Origin of the sequence: Paenibacillus sp. IHB B 3415, assembly GCF_000802655.2 — a bacterium.
In the GTDB taxonomy this organism is placed as follows: domain Bacteria; phylum Bacillota; class Bacilli; order Paenibacillales; family Paenibacillaceae; genus Paenibacillus_AQ; species Paenibacillus_AQ phytohabitans.
The window spans coordinates 37,117-57,190 of the sequence record NZ_JUEI01000064.1 but is presented as its reverse complement, the minus strand read 5'-3'; the positions used below and the strand labels follow the sequence as shown (position 1 = coordinate 57,190).

Here is a 20,074-nt window from a genome sequence, read left to right as displayed (position 1 = left end):
GAGCTGATACTCAGGCGGAAGGATGACGTCTCTTATCCAGCATGCGCGAGATGAAGGGAATGACCGCGGCTCTGGGTTGTGGAGGATTCAATCCCTCAGGCTGGTCCTTCTGCGGAGTCTGAGGTTCTTCTTGCCGGAGCATGTCCAGCAGATCATAGACCGTTGTGATTTGATCCGAAGCTATAACTATTTCTTTACCCTCCGGGTTACCGGGGACCTTGAAATTCCATTGTTTATTTCCCATGGTTATCACTCCTTATTCGTGTGTGCCATTCGGCTGAGGCAGCATGTTTCTTTTATATTTCCATCATAATCTGCGCAGCAGATCATGTATAATGAAGGGAAATGATGGTGGCCATCACTGCGGCTGATGGGTGATCCGGGGGAGAGATGCGGTATGGATATGGGTCTTCTTAAAGTATTTCAAGCGGTTGCTGAAGAAGGTAGTATCTCTAAAGCAGCCCAAAGCCTGAACTATGTGCAGTCGAATGTGACGGCCAGAATTCAGCAATTGGAGCAGGAGCTGAAGACTCCGCTCTTTTACCGGCATAGCCGGGGGATCACGCTGACTTCAGCGGGACAGACGTTCATGGAATATACGGTCAGGATTCTTAAGCTACTGGACGAAGCCAAACAGGCGGTTCTGGATTCGCCGGTTCCCAAAGGCTCGATTACGGTCGGCTCGGATACGACGGCTGCCGTCCGGCTGCCTGCCATTCTGTCCGCTTACCGGGTCTGTTACCCTGATGTTGAAGTTCATCTGCAGGTTGGACGGGCGGGGGAGCTTATTGATTCTGTCCTGCAGCATACCGTGCACGGAGCCTTTCTGGACGGCCCGGTGGAGCATCCGGAGATTGTCCAGGAGCTGCTCATCCATGAGCGGATCGGCCTTGTGATTCCGGATACGATGGAGTATCAGGGCATCCGCTCCGTACATGACAAGACACTGCTGATGCTGAATTCAGAGTGCCTGTACCGGAGTAGGCTGGAGAAATGGCTCGCCGAAGAGGGCGGCCGACTGGGCAAGGTGATGGAATTCGGGACGATGGAGGGACTCCTCGGCTGCGTGAAAGCGGGAATTGGCTATGCGGTTCTGCCTTTATCCTATTTCACCCGGATGAATGTAACGGAAGGAATCCGGATTTATCCGTTCCCGGAGAAGTATGCGGAGGTTCCGACAGTGTTCATCCGGCGGCGCGACCTCTATATGACGAGCGCCTTCCGCGAGTTTATAGAAGAGCTTAAGGCAGGGCTGCCTGAAGCGGTGAGCGGGGCAGATATGACGGCGGACAGCGGCAGAGCTGTTAAGTGACAGACGAAGCATACCGCATGTACCTGGTCCATCCTTCTGGAGATTGTGGGCAAGGTGTTCCTTTATCTTTCTTGGGGCTGTCCCAAAAGCCATATATTGGCTGCTTGGGATAGCCCTCTGTTTTTAAGCAGGATCAACGTGAGCACTTGGATGGACGCTGTGCGAACGGACCGTTGTTTGGGGCGCTGTGCTCTCCAGATTTTTTTTCATTTCACTTAGCGGAGACAATCCGGAGCCTGCGAATGCTTTCGAAATGAGCTTTCCTACGGAAAGCTTTCAGGGGACTCACCTTTGAACCACCTCGTTCGTATAGTGAGTGCAGCCGTCAACCGGCTGAACGACACCCTCTTTGACGTTGCCTATTCCCGGTGGCGGCCGCGACAGCTACCCTCCTGAAAGGCTCACCAAAGTCATCATCTACGCCTATACCCGGCGCACCTATTCGTCCCGCCCAATCGTTTACAGTGACCCGATTACGGTATGGGGTGAGATATGCTTAATTGCACTTCGTACAACTAAATCGTCTGATTTACAACCGATTATCCGTTTAGTTGTATTTCGTACAATTAAACGGCCATTTGAACCTTCATTTTCACCAATCGGGCAAATATAGTTGTACAGACTACAGTTATAAGAGACAAGCATACCTTTTCGCTGTTTTTAATTGTACAGAATACAACTATCACTGAACTTGAACTTGCGACGCGGGATATGGGGAAGATAGAGAACTGGACATACGACGAAGCCGGAGATACGTGGACGTATAAAGCCGGACAGAAGCTTTTTTCGCTATGAGAGTAAGGAGAAACTGAAAATCTGGGGGCTGTCAGTCTGGAAGGGATGCGGTACCGAAATCAGGCCAGATAAATCATATAACCAAAGTGCTTGTCCCGGATTGGGCGGGAGAATTAATGCAGCTTCCTGAACTGCTCCGGCGTAATCGCCGACTGCTTGCGGAAAGTAGCCACGAAGTGGCTGACATCGCGGAAGCCGACGCGCTGTGAGATCGCTTTTACCGTAAGAGCGGGCTTTGTGACAAGCAGTTCCTTGCTCTTGCGGATACGCAGCCGGACGAAATAGGCATAAGGGGAGAGGCCGAACGTCTGCAGAAACAGGCTGTTCAGATAACGCCCCGATACATCTAGCTGGGCCGCGAGATCATAGAGACCGACCTCCGGATCGCCGTAGTGGCTGTCCATCCATTTCAGCAGCGGCTGCAGCTTGTCCACATTGCGGGAGATCGCTGTGTTATTGTGCAGCTGCCCGTACTTGTTCAGCGTCAGCAGGAAACGGTAGGCGTCGGTCGATTCACCCAGGTTGAACATGTCTCCGGAAGTGTCATGGCGGTCCAGCATTTCCTTCAGCATATGGCGGAGCGGCGATTCATTCTCCCAGCGGTAGAGGAGATTGGTATTCATCGCGAGCGAATCCAGAATATGCCGGGCTGAAGTCCCGCCGAAGGTGAGATAATAGGTGCACCATACCTCGGAAGAGAGGGATTCATAGCCGTGCGGCATACCTGGCATAAGGAGAATGCCGCTGCCTTCGGCGAGTGTTATTTTTTTGTTGTCGAAATGAATGATGCCTTCACCGTACGCGGTTTGCAGCCAGTGGTAGGTATGATAGCCTTGGGGGCGGGAGACTTTCTCCTGATCGGGATTATAGCCCATACTATCCAGGGTGATCGGAAGCTGCTGCCCGCTCTCCTGGGCGAACACGATTCTGCGCACGGTACCTTCTAGCATAAATGTCAACTCCTGTTGTTCCATATTATTATATGTGTTGTTTTTTATTTTATATTTAAAGCGGTAAGATTAGTGATTAGAATAAGAATATACTTATACTATAAAGGATGTGCGAAATGTGATCAACGAGAAATTACCCAAGGTTTGGTATGGTGGAGATTATAACCCTGAGCAGTGGGATGCCCCGGTATGGGCAGAGGATGAACGGATGTTCAAGCTTGCCGGAATCGATGTTGCTACGATTAATGTGTTCAACTGGGCAACGCTTCAGCCGTCTGAGGATACGTACGATTTCAGCGGTCTGGATGCATTAATCGACCGTCTATATAAGAATGGAACCTATGTGTGCCTGGCTACCGCGACCGGTGCGCATCCGGCCTGGATGGCCCACCGCTATCCTGAGGTTACACGGGTGGATGTCCAGGGCAGAAAGCGCAAATTCGGCGGACGCCACAACTCCAATCCGAACAGCCCGGTGTACCGCGGATATGCTGCACGGCTGGCCGGCAGGCTGGCGGAACGCTACAAGGATCATCCGGCGCTGCTGATCTGGCATATCTCCAATGAATACGGCGGATATGATTATTCCGAGCAGTCTGAAGCGGCCTTCCGCATCTGGCTGAAGGAGCGTTACGGATCGCTTGATGCGCTGAACAAAGCCTGGAATACCCGGTTCTGGGGCCATACCTTCTATGACTGGGAAGAGATTGTAGTCCCGAACGAGCTCAGTGAAGAGTGGAACGGCAACCGGACCAACTTCCAGGGGATTTCGCTGGATTACCGCAGATTCATGTCCCACAGCCTGCTGGAGTGCTATAAGCTTGAGCATGCGGCAATCAGGGAACACAGCAAGAATATTCCCATTACGACTAACCTGATGGGCTTCTATCCGGAGCTGGACTATTTCGAATGGGCCAAATATATGGATGTTATCTCCTGGGACAACTATCCGGCGCTGGATACACCGGTCAGCCATACAGCTATGACGCATGACCTTATGCGCGGGCTGAAGAACGGCCAGCCGTTCATGCTGATGGAGCAGACGCCAAGCCAGCAGAACTGGATGCCTTACAATTCCGTGAGGCGTCCGGGCGTGATGCGCCTGTGGAGCTATCAGGCGGTGGCGCGCGGCGCGGACACGGTGCTGTTCTTCCAGCTGCGCCGGTCTATCGGTGCGTGCGAGAAGTATCACGGTGCGGTCATTGAGCATGTGGGACATGAGCATACCCGGGTATTCCGTGAATGTGCCGAGCTTGGCCGGGAGCTGGAGCAGCTGGGCGATGAGCTGCTGGATGCACGCAGTGCAGCACAGATCGGGATTATTTATGACTGGGAGAACCGCTGGGCGCTTGATCTCTCCAGCGGCCCGACCGTGGCACTGGATTATGTGAAGGAAATTCACAGCTATTATGATGCACTGTATCAGCAGAATATTGAAGCGGATATGATTGGCGTAGAAGAGGACTTAACGAAGTACAAGGTTGTAATTGCACCGGTCCTGTATATGATCAAGCCGGGATTTGCGGCGAAGGTTGAAGCTTTCGTTCAAGCGGGCGGAACGTTCATTACAACCTATTTCAGCGGTATCGTTAACGAGAACGATCTGGTTACCGTTGGAGGCTACCCTGGCGAGCTGCGCAAGGTTCTGGGTATCTGGGCAGAAGAGATTGATGCCCTGCTGCCGGATATGCGCAATGAAATCGTGATGAACCAGGAATGGGGTCAGCTTAACCGTTCCTATTCCTGTGGTCTGCTCTGCGATCTGATTCATTCCGAGGGTGCGGAAGTGCTTGCACAGTACGGCACTGACTTCTATAAGGGGATGCCGGCACTGACGGTGAACCGCTTCGGCGAAGGCAAAGCCTATTATGTAGCCACCAGTCCCGATGCTGCATTCCTGCGCGCATTCCTGGCTACGGTGAGCGCAGAGAACGGCATTGCCCCGCTGGTGAGCGCGCCGGAAGGCATAGAATCCGTTCAGCGGGTGAAGGAAGGCGTATCCTACCTGTTCCTGCTGAATCATTCCGCAGAGGAGCTTAGTGCAGATATCGGCACCGGCGAGCGGACAGATCTGCTGACAGGCAAGAAATGCAGCGGTTCCACTGTAGTTCCGGGCCGCGGAGTAATGATTCTGTCGGATAAACAGTAAATTCAAGAATGCATATTGCAACGCCGCCGCCCGTGCGCTTAGGGCGGCGGCGTTTTTGCCATCTTAATCGGTAAAGGAGCCGAATTCCGTAATCTTCAGCTCAACATTAATATGAATGGGGGTCCGGCTGAATACATCATCCCAGTGATCCTCTGACTTTCTCCATAATGCCGGCTTTTGGATACTGAGCCTGGGGGGGGGGGCGTTTTTGCCATCTTAATCGGTAAAGGAGCCGAATTCCGTAATCTTCAGCTCAACATTAATATGAATGGGGGTCCGGCTGAATACATCATCCCAGTGATCCTCTGACTTTCTCCATAATGCCGGCTTTTGGATACTGAGCCTTTCACCGAATCCGGCGACATCGGCCTTGTAGTCGGACTGCAGCTTCTGCATCAGCGCCTGCATCATTTGCTCCAGCTTTTCCCTGAACAGCTTTTCTGCTTTTTGTGCGTGCTGTGTGGCGGAAGGGTATTCCTCGGCGTTCCAGGTTTCGCTGAGCCTTCCTTCCGTTGTGACTTTAACGTCAAAGGCCAGATTGCCGCCGTCGGTGTTGGCAGTGATTTTACTTTTCATGGCCTTCATTTCATAGGTCATCGGCTGATTGTTCCAGTCGTAGGTTTTGATGACCCCGGTCTTGCCCTCGTTGGTGAGCCAGGACAGACATTCGGTATCCTCCTGATTCAGCATTCCTACCCAGTAACCTGTATCTCCTTTAATAATACCGGCACCCGAGAATTCTACTTCGCCATTGGCTGTCACCAGGTTCTGCAGCGCAAAGCTTCGTTTGGAATACATCAGGGCATCCATTTTGGATAAAATGACCGGGTCCAGCACCTTGCTTGTCCGTCTCTGATTATGAATCATATCCCTGATATGAAATGAGGGAATTTGATTTTTTTGTTTGGAAACCAGCGTCTCCACTGCCTGGCCTTGACTTAAGAACACCATCGTACTGGGGCGGATGTCATTATCACGAAGCACAAAGTCCATTAACTGATTTATTTTCTGCTGCTTAAGCAGCTCGGTCGTGACCACAATAACCTTAAGGTGATGCCCGATAATCGGCCGGTCCAGGCGGAGCGAGTACTGGCGGAATATTTCCAGCAAAGAATCTCCTGTGCCCGTTACATTCAGATAGGGAGCATCACTGCTACTACTACTACTGCTGCTCTGACGACCTGTCCCTCCTACGGAATTTGCCGGAACGAGCTGTATGGTGGCTGTGATTGTATTCCGTTTGGGATAAGTCGCCCCCTGATCCTCCAGCGCCTGCTCCGTCACGGTGGGCTCCCCGGTATCCAGCGCCAGGCCGGAATATAACGCCAGATCTTCAATCTCCTTGCTGCTCCAGCAGGAGGTCTGAGTGGCGAGAAGCATCAGACAGCACAGCATAAGGAAGAATCTCCGTCTACACATGCTGCTTCAGCCCCTTCACACGGATGAGCCAGATAACCGAGAGCAGTACAGGCAGCAGCAGGAACAGAACAATCCCCATTTTGCCGATGGCATCCCCGAGTGCGAACAGGTCGGTCATGGATTTGGGCAGCATCGCCGATAGGAACAGAACGGGAACCATAGCATAAATAATCGGATGAACCTTAATCTTGAAGATCTGTGAAAGGCCAAGCGTGGACTGGAAAAAGAAGCTGCTGAAGTTGCAGAACATCTGCATCAGCCAGATGACCATGAACGGGAATTCCATACGCTCGAAGAAAAAACCGGGCACCTCGAAGCTGCGCATCAGATCGATGGTAGGCCAGGTACTGGTGATGGCGGAATTAACGGAAATGCCCCCGATAACCATGACCACGGTCAGGAAATAGAGCCCCAGCGAGACCGCGAGGCCTCCAAGCAGGGCTTTGACCGCCAGTTTGGGCTTCTCCATGAATGCTACAAGTGTCATCGTAACTTCTATACCGGTGAATACGAGCACAGTGGATTTCAACCCTGCGAATACAGGAGGCAATCCGTTGCCCAGTACGGGACGCAGATGGTTGATATCAAACAGCCGTACGCTGAGTATAAAGGAAATGAGCAGTATCATAATGCTAATCGGGAACACAATCGTAAAGGCCCGGGCAATAGAGTTAATGCCTCCGTAGACCAGATAGGTGCTGAGCCAGAGAAAAGGAAGGATGACTGCCCAGATGGGGGTTCCCTCCAGCAGAAAAAACAAGGTGACCTCGGCCAGCGTGCGGATCTCAAAGCCGGCAATAACGATGAAATAGAGAATCAGAAGCAGGCATAGTGCTCCGCCGATCACCCGGCCGGTAATCAGTCCGGCATATTGGAATACGGTTTTGCCCGGGAATTGCTGGCTGATCTTCACCATCAGGGTTACAACCAGCATAACAATGGCTCCGCCGAGCAGGACGGATAGCCAGGAATCCGGGGTCCTGACGGTCTGGCTTACACTCCGCGGCAATGTAAGAATACCAGCACCCAGAATAGTGTTGTTCAAGAAAACGGCCGCTTGTGTAGCCGTGATTTTATCATCGGTGCGTACGAACATTAAGTCCTCTTCCTCCTTGCGCGCAGGCGCGGTTATGATTTTCGTTTATCCTGTTTGGTTTTCATCATCACCGGTCTGCGTTTCATCAGAGCCATCGGAGCACGCAGGAACAGATCTTTCCAATCACTCAGCCGGAAAGGGGATACCGGCGTCAGATAAGGTACACCGAAGCTTTTGAGCTTGGTGAGATGACAGCAGATTAGCAGGAAGAATAGAATGGTGCCGTACATTCCGAGCACTGCTGCGAACAGCATGCCGGCGAAGCGCAGCAGCCGGAGTGTGATTCCCGCACTGTACATGGGAATAGCGAAAGACGAGATAGCCGTGACAGCAACCACTATGACCAGAAAAGGGCTGACGATGCCCGCCTGAACTGCAGCATCCCCGATGATCAGACCGCCGACGATACCCATGGCCGGGCCGATCGGCTTCGGCAGCCGGATGCCGGCTTCCCGCAGAATCTCGATGGCGACTTCCAGAATCAGCACTTCAATTAATGAAGGAAAAGGCACACCCTGCCGGGTCTTAATGATGCTGATCGCCAGCTCCGTCGGTATCAGCCCCGGATGAAAGGAGATGAACGAGATATACAGGGACGGGGCCATCAGCGCCAGGAAGGCCGATGCAAAACGGAGCAGCCGCAGCAGTGTGCCGGGAAGCCACCGCTCATAATAATCCTCCGGCGATTGCAGCAGCATACTGAAGGTAACCGGTACAATCAGTGCGAACGGTGTTCCGTCCAGCAGAATCGCAATCCGTCCCTCCAAGAGGGCGCTAATGACCCTGTCCGGCCGTTCAGTATCCTGGACCTGCTGGAAGGGGCTGAGATAGTTGTCTTCAATCAGCTGCTCGATATAGCCGGATTCGGCGAGGAAATCGATATCGATTTTGCGGATGCGGTTCGTAACCTCCTCCAGCAGCTCGGGATTGACGATATCCTTCATATAGGCCAGGACTATATCCCGCTGAATGGTGTTGCCTGCCCGGTAGGTCTTCATCTCGAGCTGGTCACTGAAGCCCTGGCGCCGGAGCATGGAGGTGTTCTCGCTTAATACTTCAGAGAAACCCAGTCTAGGCCCGCGCAGCAGAGCCTCAGAGACCGGCTCCCCAATCGTGCGGTTGGCTCCTCCGGGCAGCTCAATCAGCAGACCGCCGGGCAATCCTTCAATCAGCAGGGCCGTGTGGCCGAAGAGGACAGATTTATTGAAGCTCTCCACACTGTCCGCTTCATTAAGCTGGCTGAAGGGCAGCAGCTGGTTGGCAATCTCTGCAGAAGACACCGGGCCGGCGGGTATCTCGTACATCAGGAACTGCATAATCCGCATATTAAGAATCCTGTCATTCTGCATGCCGTCTACGTAGATCAGCGCTCCCCGGCCTCCGCCATTCGCGATCGTGAATTCCCGGATATGCAGGTCACTGTTGGCACCGATAGCCTTCTTCACCGCGAGCAGGTCGGTAGTATAGTTGCCGCTGAAGGGGATTGAAGCCGGTGTGCCGGACTTTGCCCCAGCTGCAGACTGTGCTTGTGACCGGGGAACGGTCTTGGTGCCGTAGCCAGCCTGCCCCCGCCCGCTCCCTACCAGCAGGTACAAAGCTTTGTACAGGTATCCGAGGACAAGCGGAACGAGCAGCGCAACACCCGCCTGACCAAAGATTGCCCAGCCGGGTATATAGGATACAATGGTAGCAAGCAATCTGATCACCCCCCAGCCGCAGAAATTAAGAATCCGTGTTAATGAAGTTTTCCAAAGATTGCTTAGATTTAGTCATTTTCTCTAAAAAATATAAATAAAAACCGGATGCGCTCTTGTGGAAGCGCATCCGGTTTTTATTTATCGATAAGAATTTAATGGAATGACGGGTGCCGCCTCTCCGCCAGGTAACGGACGCCATACAGTCCGTATGAATCGGGAGATGGCTGACGGACTCCGGAATTACCGAACACCGGGTCACCGGGTCACCGGACTACTGGAGGCGGGCTCTTACTGTCACTTGCCGGTAGCCGTGCCGCTTGCCTCAGCATCGCCTGCCAGTGCCTTTCCTTGACCCTGACCCCGTCCGCCGCCGCCCATTCCACCACCGCCGAAGCCGCCTGTACTGAGCGTGATTTTCTCAGCCTCGGTGGTATCCGTCTTCAGTGTATATTGGATGATGTCATCGGCTTTCAGATCGGACAGGGAAAGTGCAGTCTCCGTCTGAGCGCCGTTGTTGAAGGTGACCGATACGTACTGGGTATCACTTCCGGTTGTGATATCGGTGGTCTCTTCGGAGAAGTTCTGCATCATGCCGCCGCCTTGACGTCCGCCGCCCTGCGCAGCGTCTTTACCTCCCCCGTCTGTGGGCTGTCCGCCTTCAGGGGGAGTACCTTGCCCCACCGCCGGGGCGCCGCCTGCCGCGTTGCCGGGAGCCGCTGCCCCGCCTTCCGGCGCAGTTCCCTCTCCGCCGTTCTGCTGCCGTGCCGGCATATCAGCGGTGTAGAGCGTGATGGTATTTCCGCTGATGCTCTTGATTTTGCCGATATTCATCCCGGCCCGGTCCATCCGGTTCTGGCCTGCCCTGGCAGTCCCGTCCGGTTGAGCCGCCTTGCTGCCGCTCTGGGTCTGGGCTGTCTGAGCATCGCCTGAGGTTGCTGCCGCCGGAGCTGTATCCGAGCTGCAGCCGGCAAGCAGGATCGCAGCAAGCAGGCTGCCGGCCAGCATATAGGGCACATGTTTTTTCATATCCATTGTCCTCCTAAAAGTGTGGTAAGGCTAAACTTCATCGCCGGTCCTTGTATAAAGCTGGCATAAGAAGCCTTGGCTTAGGTTTAACACTGTCCTGGAGGACAACATATCAGATGCTCCTGAAAGCAAGCTTAAAGTTAGGTGGAGCAATCCCGGAAGTATCGCTTGGTGAAATGTTATATAATGCATAATAGAGTGGACTTGACAGGGAACAGGAATGAAGCGTTCAGGAAAGAGGCGGCACATGAAAACCTTACTGGTAACAGGCTACCGTGCGCATGAGCTCGGGATTTACGACAGCAAGCATCAGGGTATTCCCTATATCAAAAAAGCGCTCGCCAACCGGCTCGCTCCGCTGATAGAGGAGGGGGTGGAGTGGGTTATCACTCCCGGCCAATACGGCGTCGATCTATGGGCCTGCGAGGTTGTGCTTGAGCTGAAACGGCAATACCCCGGACTGAAGCTGGGGATCATTACAGCCCATGCTGCCCCGGAAGAGAAGTGGAAGGAAGAGAAGCAGAATGAATACCGCCGTATTATTGCCGGAGCAGACTACTACGGAGCTGTGAGCAATGCACCCTATGACGGCAGCTGGCAGTTCAGGGCAAGAGATGATCTGCTGTTCCGCAAAAGCGACGGGATTCTGCTGTTCTACGATGAGGATGCTGCGGAAGGCAGTGCGAAGTTCACCAAAGAACGGGCAATGAAGCTGCACGCTGAAGATGAGTATGAGCTCTATCTGATGCATGCAGAGGAGATTCAGAACATTGCCGACGAAGAGAGCCAGCGCGATTACGAATGAGGAGGAGAGCAGATTGAGTGAAAAGCAGGCTGAAGAGGATATTTGTTATGTAATATTGCTGAGCCCGACTGCACAGGACCGCAGAGATATGGATATCATCCGGGCGCATGTCAGACATCTGCAGGAGCTGGAGCGCAGCGGACAGCTGGTGCTGTGCGGTCCCTTCAGTGACAGTCCCGGCGGAATGGTCATTATCCGCGCCGGTTCCCGTGAAGAGGCAGCAGAGATTGCCGGGCGGGACCCCTATGTACTATCGGGTATCCGCAGCTATGAACTACGCACCTGGGGCCTGTCCCATGAAGGCAACAGGCACATGGGCATAGCCGCCGATTAGGCGGCTTACAGCTTACAGGGGGCTTTAAGGGAATTTAGATGAAGCTCTGCAGCGAAGGCGCCTTGCGGACCTTGTAATTCTGCTCGTAGGCATAAGCCAGCCGGATGAGCACTGGTTCCTCATAGGCCCGTGCCGAGAAGGTGACTCCAAAGGGGGCGCCGGCTGAGGTGTAGCCTGACGGTACTACGATAGACGGGTAACCGGCTCTTGACGTGATTCGTGCGCCGAAGTCAGCCGGGAATAAGAGGGCATCCAGCTGATGCTCCCGCATAGTGGCGTCGATACCCAGTTCCTTGCAGAGCCGCAGATCCGTCGCACGGTCGCGCAGATACTGCGGCTCCGTGAGGGTACCGGAGGTGGTATATTCGGCATCCAGCAGGGTGGCTTGCCCGAACTTCAGTGTTTCTACCGGATGGGCATGATTGAAATCAATGATATCCTTCAGGGTTCGCATGGGAGCGCCCGGGCCCAGTTTTGCCAAATAGGCGTTAAGTGAGGTTTTGAACTCATTCAGCACCACAGAGGAATAGCTGATCTCCCGTGCAGTTGTAATCTCTGCCGGATCAATTATGATCGCCCCGAGCTCGCGCATTCTGTCCACTGAGGCATTGAACAGCGCGAGCTGTTCGTCTGTAAGCTCCTCGAAATAATAATCCCGCGGAATCCCGATGCGCGCACCCTTCAAGCCGTCTGCGTCGAGGAAGACCGTATAATCCGCATGCAGTCTGCCTGTATTCGTACCCATTGAGGCATCGCTGTTGTCCTGTCCAAGCAGGGCATTCAGCAGAAGTACAGCATCGCGGACAGTTCTTGCCATAGGTCCGGCGGTATCCTGCGTATTGGAGAGCGGAAGAATGCCGGAGCGGCTGATCATTCCCACAGTAGGTTTGATGCCGATGACCGATCCAAGGTTGCCGGGATTGAGGATCGAGCCCGAGGTTTCCGTTCCTACGGACACGGCGCAGAAATTGCAGGCAACCGCCACTGCAGATCCGGCGCTGGAGCCGCCTGTCGGCGTGGAGATATTGTAAGGGTTAAGCACCTGACCGCCCCGGGAGCTGAAGCCTGAGGGCATGCCGTTCGTCATGAAATTGGCGAATTCCGTCATGTTGGCCTTGCCCATAATAATCGCCCCGGCTTCGCGCAGCCTGGTAACAATGAAGGCATCCTCCTGGGCAAAAGAATCCGCCAAAGCCAGCGAACCCGCACTGGTATGCATTTTATCCCCTGTGTTGATATTGTCCTTCAGCAATACCGGTATACCGTGCAGCGGTCCCCGGGGCCCCTGAAGCTGTCGTTCCACGTCCAGGGATTCAGCGATGAACAGCGCATCCGGATTGATCTCCAGCACGGAATTGATCGTCAGGCCGTTTTTGTCATGATCTGCAATGCGTTCAAGATACATAAGGACTAATTGTCTGGAAGTGATTTCTCCGGAATCCAGAGCGGCCTGAATCTCCGGTAGGGTAGCCTCTACGATTTCAAAACTCATGCGGGTTCACGCTTCTTTCCCTCTAGGTTTTAGGTTTTCTCCTTCATCTAACCATAGTTTTCCCTGTCTTCATAGTGTTGTTTTTGCTGTCCGGGTTACTCTTACAGTTCATGTTAGTTCTTAAAGAAATGTTAGAGGCGTATCTCCTTTGGTTAATAGTTGACATGCACTCACACATCTTGCCAATAACGATTAGGAGGATTACAACTTGAGAAAATGGACTGCATTATTCATGGGGGTTATTCTGTCTGCTGCCTTAACCGCATGCGGCAATAATGAGCCGGCTCAGCCGGCTGCTGATGCTTCTGAAGCCCCGGCAGCAGCTGCCGGTACTACCGCCACTACAGCCCCAGCCGAACAGACATCCGCCGGCGTTCCGGCTCTGGAGGAACTGCTGCAGAAGACGGCTGCTGCACAATCGGAATTGAAGAGCTTCGCCATGAACTCGCAAATTCAGCAGAATATGGTGGTCAAGCAGGGCGAAACCAATCAGGAACAGGCCGTTGAGATGGCAGTGAACGCTGAATATACTAAAGATCCGCTGGAAATGCATCAGGAGATCGTTATGACTCTGGCAGGCCAGGGAGAACAGAAGATGGAGCAGTACGTAACCGCAGACGGTTTCTTCTCGCTGACGAACGGGCAGTGGGTTAAAATGCCGGCTGCGATGACTGACCAGTTGACCGCTGCCATGCAGCAGTCTGCAAATCCTGAGAAGCAGCTGGAGCAGTTCAACCAAATTGCTGACCAGACGAAGATCACCGAGGAAGGTGACAATTATCTGATAACAGCAGAAGTATCGGGCGAAGAAGTGAAGAATCTGGCGAAGAGCTATCTGAACCAGAGCGGCAGTGTAGACAGCCAGATGACTGCGATGATGGAGCAGATGAATATCAAGAGCATGACCATCGCTTACACCGTGGACAAGAAGACTTATTTCCCGACTTCATCGGATGTAAATCTGGTCATGGATATGAGCAGCGGTGAACAGACCGTCTCGATGGATATGAAGATGAAGGCGACCATTAGCGATCATAACAAGATCACGGAGATCAAGGTTCCGCAGGAAGCTCTGGAGGCGCAAGAGGTTCAAATGCCGGCAACCCAGTAACCGGCCCCAACTTAAATCATGCCAAACAGGAGGACCCGTACATCGGGTCCTCCTGTTTGGTCAGGGGAAATGCTGATTACATGATTACAGGCCAAAGGGGGACATACTGTTGAACAGTCCGTAGGCCGCTCCGGCCAATACCGACATTATCAGCTTGTAGAATATATATCCGGTTGCAACGTTTGCAGTGGCAATCAGGTACAGGGTATCGATTCCGCGGTTGGAGGTGTTAAGCGGATACTGAAACGCCACGGTGTTGATGCTGACAAAGACGAAGAGAAATGACAGAATAAGCAGGAGAACCGAGAAGGAATACAGGCTGAGGATCAGCGACAGGATAGCCAGAACCAGCAGTGCTACAGCCGGAACAAGCAAGGTGCCGAATCTGGCGATCAGCAGTTTGAGATCGAAGCTGACTTTTTCCAGCCGGAGTGCGGCATAAGTAGTCCCGCAGCCAACGGCAATTCCTGCAGCCGTTAATAGAAGCGGATTCAGTAATCCGGGTCCTATGATTGGCGAGATATCCCATTTAATGAACCAGGTGAGAAAATATAGTGCTGACAGTATTGCCGTCAGTCCCATTGTAATCAGACTGTTCAACAATTGGGCGGCCTGGACCTCTTTCATGATACTGTAAGGACGGGTTAGAGCACTCAAGAAAAATCCCCAGTACTGTTTACTGACCTGCTTAGCCTGCCTGACGCGTTCATCTTGGAGCAGATTGTCCCATTGCCCGGATACTCTGCGCTGGGCCTGCGGTTGCCCGTTATCTGAATTTGGCCCTCCAGGATTCGTAAAGGGCGCTCCGCCTTCCGGATTGTTCATTGCTCATCCTCCTTAAGAAAAATATGGAAATCATAGCATTGGCTATAGTATAAGGGGGTTGCCCTATAAATACTATAAATTTGCCAAAGACATAAACCGCCCATACCGGATTCGTTGCCGGGAGAACCTGGAATTTTTATGTTTCATAGGGTTTAGGCTTAATGGGCTTAATTGTTGTACGTAGTACAACTTAGCTTCCTAAATACCTGGGTGTTCGGACAGATTGTTGTATGAAATACAAGAATTGTCCCGCTTCACCGCTATGTGGGAAGAGGAATGCTGCCTTTTGTACAACAATTTCCGATTATAGCCGGGATTATGATGGAAATGTTGTATTATGGGCAGGATTTTAAAAAGCCTGTATTCCGCAGATAAAATGCGGTTTACAGGCTTTGCGTTGAATGTACCTTACAGGGAAGCTGGCGGGTAATCAGGAAGTTACTCCTGTTCCCGGACAAATCCCTCTTCCGCCAAATACTCCTCGGCTTCTTCTATGGTTTCGAAGGCCATCTCCAGCTGGAGACCTGCATACAGGTACCACAGATCTTCCTCGAATCTTAGACTCAGCGTGTGGCCATCCTCATTCTTCCATAGAGATTCAGCACCAGTCTGCGCTTTTTTCTTTCTTTTGGCCGGAGCCGGGGCATCGGGGATGAACATGGATAGAGACGCAATCGAAGCATCCACCAGTTCCCGCAGTTCAGCTTCCGAATAATCTCTGATGTTCACCAGACCTTTGTCATCACTCTCATAGCCCCGCAGCAGGCCGGCATATACGAAGCCGTTGCCGTTCGGGTGGATATGGGAAGCGACGGTCTTCTTGTCATGCCGGCTCTCCTCGAAGTGGTAGTTCACCCGCCCAAGCGAGACATTCCGCCGTTCCAGCTGGGGGTAGGAATCAAGAATAGCTAATTTCTGTTCAAAAGTAAGCATATGCAGCCTCCGGTTCGCATTTTCGTCAGTTGATTATACCATGCCGGTGGGCAGTGGACTATATAGCCTGCCGGAACTGTTCCGGCCCTTAAGCGGCTCAACCGGCAAGCGGCAGCCGCAGCACGAACGAGCAGCCCTGCGGCGGGGCGCTGCCCAGCTCAAGGCTGCCGCCCATGCCTTCGGCGAGCAGCCTGCTGAAGGTCAGGCCAAGCCCGAGTCCGCGCAGCACGCTCTGCTTGGCGGTGCTGCGGAAGAAGGCTTCGAAGATCAGCTCCCGGCTCTCCGGATGAATACCCGTTCCGTTATCTGTCACCGTGATTTCGGCGCTGCCCTGCGGCGTGGCCGCAAGCTCCAGCGTTAATTGAAGCTTGCGGTCCTGTGCCTTCGCCTGCACGCTGTTGTTCAGCAGATTGACGATAATCTGCTGGATACGCAGCGGATCTCCCCGCAGAAACAGCCGGCTCTCCGGCAGATGAAGGATGGGCTCGCAGACATCCTCCCCTTGGGTCAGCTTCCATTGATAGAGGATTTCCTCCAGCAGCGGAGCGGCCTCCAGCCTATCATGACGGACAGCGACAATGCCCGCTGTCAGCGCGTTATAGTCGAGCAGATCCGCGACCATACGCTGCAGCCGCTCGGCTTCGAGTAAGGCAATACCCAGGAACTCCCCGGCCTCATCCCCCTCGACCACACCCTCGCGGACCGCATGAAGCAGTCCTTTAATAGAGGTGACCGGGGTCTTCAGTTCATGGGACACCCCGGCCAGCATAACAGCCCGGGACTGCTCGAACTGCTGCAGCTTGCCCGCCATCTCCTGGAAGGATACCAGCAGTTCATGGATTTCCCGCTCTTTGGCTCCGGTCTCCAGCACGATGTTATACTGGCCGCCGCTAATCTGTGCAGCAGCGGCAGCGACCCGCTGAATCGGCTTGGCCAGCTTGATCGACAAAAGGTAGATCGTCAGCCAGCTTAAGATAATCAGGAAGACAATGATGATGGAGAAGAAGGTGATCTCTTCCTGCGGGATATGACGCAGGGAACGTTTGGACTGCAGGACAATTACCTGCCCGAGCGTTCCCTGATCTCCCTGGATCTGCGCAGCGGCGGCCTTGAATTCCGGGCTGCGCGAATCGGTCAGCGTATCATTCAGCTTATGCCGCATTTCTTCATCCGTCAGCGGAGGCTGGGAATACAGCAGCTCGCCCGCCGGTCCGGTAATGATGACGCACATCTCCATGGTTACCTTGAAGAACCGCTTGCGGTCCTCGACCAGCTTGTCGAGGCCCTGGGTGATGGCGAGCTGTCCGTCCGTGCCGACACTGCGGTCGGCAATCTCCTGGGCCAGCAGGCCGGTGGTCTGCATCCGGTTGTTCATCGCCTCCTGCTGGATCCACCAGAAGGTTACCAGCGCCGTCACCAGCAGCCCGATACTGATAATCAGCAGGTAGCGGACGGTCCAGTAGGAGAGGATCGATGTGGGTTTCTTTGTTCTGTTATTCATGTTGTCCATAATTGATAACCTGTTCCTCTCAGGGTACGGATCTCTCCTTCGCTGTCCGGCCAGTGCGAGAGCGCCTGGCGAAGTCTTTTAATGGAGAGGTCAACGGCCCGGTCGCTTCCCTCGTAATCCATTTCCCACACATGCTCCAGCAGCTGGTCCCGGGTGCAGATCTGATTCGGGCGTTCGGCCAGGAACAGCAGCACGGACATATCGCGCGGACTAAGGCTGACCTCAGCCCCGTTCAGGAACACACTGCGCGCAGAGTAATCAATGAACAGGCTGCCGAAATGACGCTTGCGGCTGCCGTCCGACCACTGCGAGGGGCGGCGCAGCACCGCGTTTACGCGGGCGACAACCTCCTCGGGGATGAACGGCTTCGACATATAGTCATCGGCCCCGCCGTCCAGTCCCGCCAGCCGGTCATTGATGCCGTCCCTGGCCGTGAGCATAATGACAGGACAGCTGCTTTTCTCGCGGATCAGTCCCAGCAGCTCGAAGCCGTCCATATTCGGCAGCATAATATCGAGCAGGATCAGCGAGGGCGGCGCCACCTCGAAGGCTTCCAGGGCACTCCGGCCGTCGGCGGCACGGGTGACGTGGAAGCCCGCTTTTCGCAGATAAGCACTGAGCACCCGGGCAATCGCCTCCTCATCCTCAACAATCAGAATGGATTTCATCTATTCAGCCTCCTTCTCAGGCCCGGCGGGGAATAATTATCCAGGCAACGGCTATGTGTTAGTTAAAATTACGACAATTCTACCATATCGCGGGCTGCTGTGCTTTGACTTCTTCCCGACATATTGCTTTGTTAGAATGGGAACCAAGCCTGATAGGCATACAGAGAATTGGATGGAGGGAATAAGATGAAGAAGAAAACAATCGCCTTAGCCGCAGCCGTAGTCGTTATCGCAGGAGCCATCACAGCATTTATGTTACTTAACAATAGCCTGGGCAATAATGTTGAGATCGAATCTGTTATTCCTGCGCAGAATCAGGGAACTGAAACCCAGGAGGCGGGAACTGCGAACGCGGCGGCAGCGACTGGTGCTGCAGTTACGGCAGAGCAGCTGAACGGTGCCTGGAGCATTGCGGATACGTCCAAAGTCTACTGGTCAGTGACAACTTCCAAAGAAACTGTTAACTTCGTAGACCCTTCCGTTACCGGAACCTGGAATGTGAACCTGGAGGATGCCAGCTCGATGACGGGCGAAGGAACCGTAGAGATGAGTGCGCTGGATTCTGGAACCGGCCAGCGGGACGAGCATGTCAAGGGTGCAGACTTCCTGGCAGTAACGGAGTTCCCGGAGTCCACATTTACCGTGAGTTCCTTCTCGGAGCTTCCGGCGGAATGGACAGAGGGCAAAGCGGTGCCGGTTGAGCTCCAAGGTACGCTGACAGTCAAGGGGATAGAGAAGGACGTTACGTTTGACTCGCAAGCCGTATACAGCGGCGGACAGCTTATGCTGTCTGGAACAACCATGGTTACCTTTGAAGATTTCGGCATGAGCAATCCGCATTCGATAGTGCTGGATACCGAGAATAACCTTGAGGTGCGTCTGGAGCTTGTGCTGAGCAAATAATATAGGATTAGATTGTTTATAAGAGACTCTCCCCGTCACTGCGGATTCGCGGCTGGCGGGGAGAGTTTTTGGTTCGGATATATATACAAACCTAACAGTGGCCGGAAGTCAAACATTCTCTGCAGCCACGGCTAATCCCCACAGTGGAATTTTCCCGGTTCAATCTATATAGTTCCTTTATATAGAATGAACCGGACTGAGAAACCGTTATTTCTTCCAAAAACCTCTTATTGAAGCTCAAGCGGACTGAGAATCACTTATCTTGTTTGTTTATGTCCGGTACGGGGGCTGAACCGTCAATTAACGGATTCTGAGTCCGGTTGGCCAGCGAATACATCTGATTTGCTGCAATAGAGGATTCTCAGTCCTTTTCACCGGCGGATGAGTTGATTTGTTAAACATTTGATGGTGTACTAGAGGGGGACCTCTATACCTTCTTGCGGGTTCAGAACAAACTGTTCCCTCTCCATTCCGAAGGCGGCATTGCCCGCCAGAACAAAGGGGAAATGGAGTGACTAATAGTGATATTGCTTCACTTCTGAAGTATGAGCTAGCTTCAATGGATTATGGTTGATCCAATGGATTATGATTTGTGATTGGATTCATCCGGAGATCGTACATAAATATGTATATAAATTCAATACATCCCGAAGGAGACAATGAAATTGGCTGATTATCCCAAACTGGTGCGTGACGGAATACCGGCGCTGATTGCGGCGAACGGGCAAACCTGCAGGACAAGAATCATGGACGAGGAGGAATATATACGGGAGCTGCGTGCGAAGCTGCATGAGGAGCTGGCAGAGTATCTACGGGAGGACAATGACGGGCAGGCACTGGAGGAGCTGGCGGATCTGCTGGAAGTCATCCGGGCCTTGGCGGTAACCCATGGCGGGGACAGCGGTATTCTGGAACAGATCCGTGCTGAAAAAGCGGAGCGCCGCGGCGGATTCAAGGAACGGATTCTGCTGCTGCAGGTGGAGAGCAGGGGCTGACCGTATAGACCCGGCAGGTGGCGGGAAGCGGGCATCATGTACACACCAGGCACA

General features: G+C 53.4%; 19 protein-coding genes. 7 read left to right on the top strand and 12 right to left on the bottom strand.

The window, feature by feature from the left end:
• Positions 1-10: 10 nt before the first annotated feature.
• Entirely contained in the window at positions 11-244 is a 234-nt protein-coding gene (locus QW71_RS25765) for a hypothetical protein (RefSeq protein WP_039305919.1), read from the bottom strand.
• A 153-nt stretch (positions 245-397) separates the two neighbouring features.
• On the opposite strand from QW71_RS25765, the gene QW71_RS25760 reads away from it, so the two are divergent.
• On the top strand, positions 398-1,312 hold the full coding sequence (locus tag QW71_RS25760) for a LysR family transcriptional regulator (RefSeq protein WP_047013978.1): 915 nt from the start codon (positions 398-400) through the stop codon (positions 1,310-1,312).
• A 908-nt stretch (positions 1,313-2,220) separates the two neighbouring features.
• Here QW71_RS25760 and QW71_RS25755 read toward each other — a convergent pair.
• Positions 2,221-3,057 (bottom strand): helix-turn-helix transcriptional regulator, encoded by an 837-nt coding sequence (locus QW71_RS25755; RefSeq protein ID WP_047013977.1) that lies wholly within the window; start codon positions 3,055-3,057, stop codon positions 2,221-2,223.
• Between the two features lie 118 nt (positions 3,058-3,175).
• Here QW71_RS25755 and QW71_RS25750 point away from each other — a divergent pair, with 118 nt between their 5' ends.
• A complete protein-coding gene (locus tag QW71_RS25750; RefSeq protein WP_039305915.1) occupies positions 3,176-5,206 on the top strand; it encodes a beta-galactosidase in 2,031 nt (676 codons plus the stop codon).
• Between the two features lie 63 nt (positions 5,207-5,269).
• On the opposite strand, the gene QW71_RS42270 is transcribed toward QW71_RS25750, so the two are convergent.
• The 5 genes from QW71_RS42270 to QW71_RS25730 all read right to left on the bottom strand — a co-directional run bounded on the left by QW71_RS42270 (position 5,270) and on the right by QW71_RS25730 (position 10,444).
• Positions 5,270-5,389, bottom strand: coding sequence for a Ger(x)C family spore germination C-terminal domain-containing protein (locus tag QW71_RS42270; protein WP_373604791.1), 120 nt, complete (start codon positions 5,387-5,389; stop codon positions 5,270-5,272).
• Between the two features lie 33 nt (positions 5,390-5,422).
• Positions 5,423-6,625 (bottom strand): Ger(x)C family spore germination protein, encoded by a 1,203-nt coding sequence (locus tag QW71_RS25745; protein ID WP_039305911.1) that lies wholly within the window; start codon positions 6,623-6,625, stop codon positions 5,423-5,425.
• Positions 6,618-7,721 carry a GerAB/ArcD/ProY family transporter gene (locus QW71_RS25740; protein ID WP_039305908.1) on the bottom strand — a complete coding sequence of 368 codons (1,104 nt, stop codon included), beginning with the start codon at positions 7,719-7,721 and terminating at the stop codon, positions 6,618-6,620. The genes QW71_RS25745 and QW71_RS25740 overlap by 8 nt, the downstream gene beginning before the upstream one ends.
• Positions 7,722-7,753: 32 nt before the next feature.
• Positions 7,754-9,418, bottom strand: a complete 1,665-nt coding sequence (locus tag QW71_RS25735) for a spore germination protein (protein ID WP_039305906.1) — start codon at positions 9,416-9,418, stop codon at positions 7,754-7,756.
• A 294-nt stretch (positions 9,419-9,712) separates the two neighbouring features.
• Positions 9,713-10,444: a hypothetical protein gene (locus QW71_RS25730; protein ID WP_039305902.1), complete on the bottom strand. Its 732-nt coding sequence runs from the start codon at positions 10,442-10,444 to the stop codon at positions 9,713-9,715.
• A 247-nt stretch (positions 10,445-10,691) separates the two neighbouring features.
• On the opposite strand from QW71_RS25730, the gene QW71_RS25725 reads away from it, so the two are divergent.
• Both QW71_RS25725 and QW71_RS25720 read left to right on the top strand, forming a co-directional pair.
• Entirely contained in the window at positions 10,692-11,249 is a 558-nt protein-coding gene (locus tag QW71_RS25725) for a DUF1273 domain-containing protein (RefSeq protein ID WP_039305899.1), read from the top strand.
• Positions 11,215-11,583 carry a YciI family protein gene (locus QW71_RS25720; RefSeq protein WP_235441551.1) on the top strand — a complete coding sequence of 123 codons (369 nt, stop codon included), beginning with the start codon at positions 11,215-11,217 and terminating at the stop codon, positions 11,581-11,583. Before QW71_RS25725 ends, QW71_RS25720 begins: the two co-directional genes overlap by 35 nt.
• A 34-nt stretch (positions 11,584-11,617) precedes the next feature.
• Here the strand turns inward: QW71_RS25720 and QW71_RS25715 are convergent, their stop codons facing one another.
• Positions 11,618-13,075: an amidase family protein gene (locus QW71_RS25715; RefSeq protein ID WP_039305896.1), complete on the bottom strand. Its 1,458-nt coding sequence runs from the start codon at positions 13,073-13,075 to the stop codon at positions 11,618-11,620.
• Positions 13,076-13,283: 208 nt separating this feature from the next.
• On the opposite strand from QW71_RS25715, the gene QW71_RS25710 reads away from it, so the two are divergent.
• The gene (locus QW71_RS25710; protein WP_039305893.1) at positions 13,284-14,186 is read left to right on the top strand and encodes a DUF6612 family protein; all 903 of its coding nucleotides are present in this window, start codon (positions 13,284-13,286) and stop codon (positions 14,184-14,186) included.
• A gap of 84 nt (positions 14,187-14,270) precedes the next feature.
• Here QW71_RS25710 and QW71_RS25705 read toward each other — a convergent pair whose 3' ends face one another.
• The 4 genes from QW71_RS25705 to QW71_RS25690 form a co-directional block, all read right to left on the bottom strand.
• On the bottom strand, positions 14,271-15,011 hold the full coding sequence (locus QW71_RS25705; protein WP_039305889.1) for a hypothetical protein: 741 nt from the start codon (positions 15,009-15,011) through the stop codon (positions 14,271-14,273).
• Positions 15,012-15,449: 438 nt separating this feature from the next.
• Positions 15,450-15,944, bottom strand: a complete 495-nt coding sequence (locus tag QW71_RS25700) for a hypothetical protein (RefSeq protein WP_039305886.1) — start codon at positions 15,942-15,944, stop codon at positions 15,450-15,452.
• A 97-nt stretch (positions 15,945-16,041) separates the two neighbouring features.
• Complete coding sequence (locus tag QW71_RS25695; protein ID WP_039305883.1) at positions 16,042-17,454, bottom strand: ATP-binding protein; 1,413 nt, start codon at positions 17,452-17,454, stop codon at positions 16,042-16,044.
• Entirely contained in the window at positions 17,442-18,122 is a 681-nt protein-coding gene (locus tag QW71_RS25690; RefSeq protein WP_039305880.1) for a response regulator transcription factor, read from the bottom strand. The genes QW71_RS25695 and QW71_RS25690 overlap by 13 nt, the downstream gene beginning before the upstream one ends.
• Positions 18,123-18,308: 186 nt before the next feature.
• Here QW71_RS25690 and QW71_RS25685 point away from each other — a divergent pair, with 186 nt between their 5' ends.
• Together QW71_RS25685 and QW71_RS25680 are read left to right on the top strand one after the other, a co-directional pair.
• Positions 18,309-19,025, top strand: a complete 717-nt coding sequence (locus QW71_RS25685) for a YceI family protein (RefSeq protein WP_039305878.1) — start codon at positions 18,309-18,311, stop codon at positions 19,023-19,025.
• A 665-nt stretch (positions 19,026-19,690) separates the two neighbouring features.
• Positions 19,691-20,020 (top strand): nucleoside triphosphate pyrophosphohydrolase, encoded by a 330-nt coding sequence (locus tag QW71_RS25680; protein WP_152679857.1) that lies wholly within the window; start codon positions 19,691-19,693, stop codon positions 20,018-20,020.
• Positions 20,021-20,074 lie beyond the last annotated feature (54 nt).

Bases quoted from the DNA above. Each gene is read 5' to 3' on its own strand.
- QW71_RS25690 (WP_039305880.1), bottom strand. From the start codon at position 18,122: ATGAAATCCATTCTGATTGTTGAGGATGAGGAGGCGATTGCCCGGGTG.
- QW71_RS25725 (WP_039305899.1), top strand. From the start codon at position 10,692: ATGAAAACCTTACTGGTAACAGGCTACCGTGCGCATGAGCTCGGGATT.
- QW71_RS25755 (WP_047013977.1), bottom strand. From the start codon at position 3,057: ATGCTAGAAGGTACCGTGCGCAGAATCGTGTTCGCCCAGGAGAGCGGG.
- QW71_RS25765 (WP_039305919.1), bottom strand. From the start codon at position 244: ATGGGAAATAAACAATGGAATTTCAAGGTCCCCGGTAACCCGGAGGGT.
- QW71_RS25760 (WP_047013978.1), top strand. From the start codon at position 398: ATGGATATGGGTCTTCTTAAAGTATTTCAAGCGGTTGCTGAAGAAGGT.
- QW71_RS25740 (WP_039305908.1), bottom strand. From the start codon at position 7,721: ATGTTCGTACGCACCGATGATAAAATCACGGCTACACAAGCGGCCGTT.
- QW71_RS25700 (WP_039305886.1), bottom strand. From the start codon at position 15,944: ATGCTTACTTTTGAACAGAAATTAGCTATTCTTGATTCCTACCCCCAG.
- QW71_RS25695 (WP_039305883.1), bottom strand. From the start codon at position 17,454: ATGGACAACATGAATAACAGAACAAAGAAACCCACATCGATCCTCTCC.
- QW71_RS25745 (WP_039305911.1), bottom strand. From the start codon at position 6,625: ATGTGTAGACGGAGATTCTTCCTTATGCTGTGCTGTCTGATGCTTCTC.
- QW71_RS25705 (WP_039305889.1), bottom strand. From the start codon at position 15,011: ATGAACAATCCGGAAGGCGGAGCGCCCTTTACGAATCCTGGAGGGCCA.
- QW71_RS25715 (WP_039305896.1), bottom strand. From the start codon at position 13,075: ATGAGTTTTGAAATCGTAGAGGCTACCCTACCGGAGATTCAGGCCGCT.
- QW71_RS25730 (WP_039305902.1), bottom strand. From the start codon at position 10,444: ATGAAAAAACATGTGCCCTATATGCTGGCCGGCAGCCTGCTTGCTGCG.
- QW71_RS25685 (WP_039305878.1), top strand. From the start codon at position 18,309: ATGAAGAAGAAAACAATCGCCTTAGCCGCAGCCGTAGTCGTTATCGCA.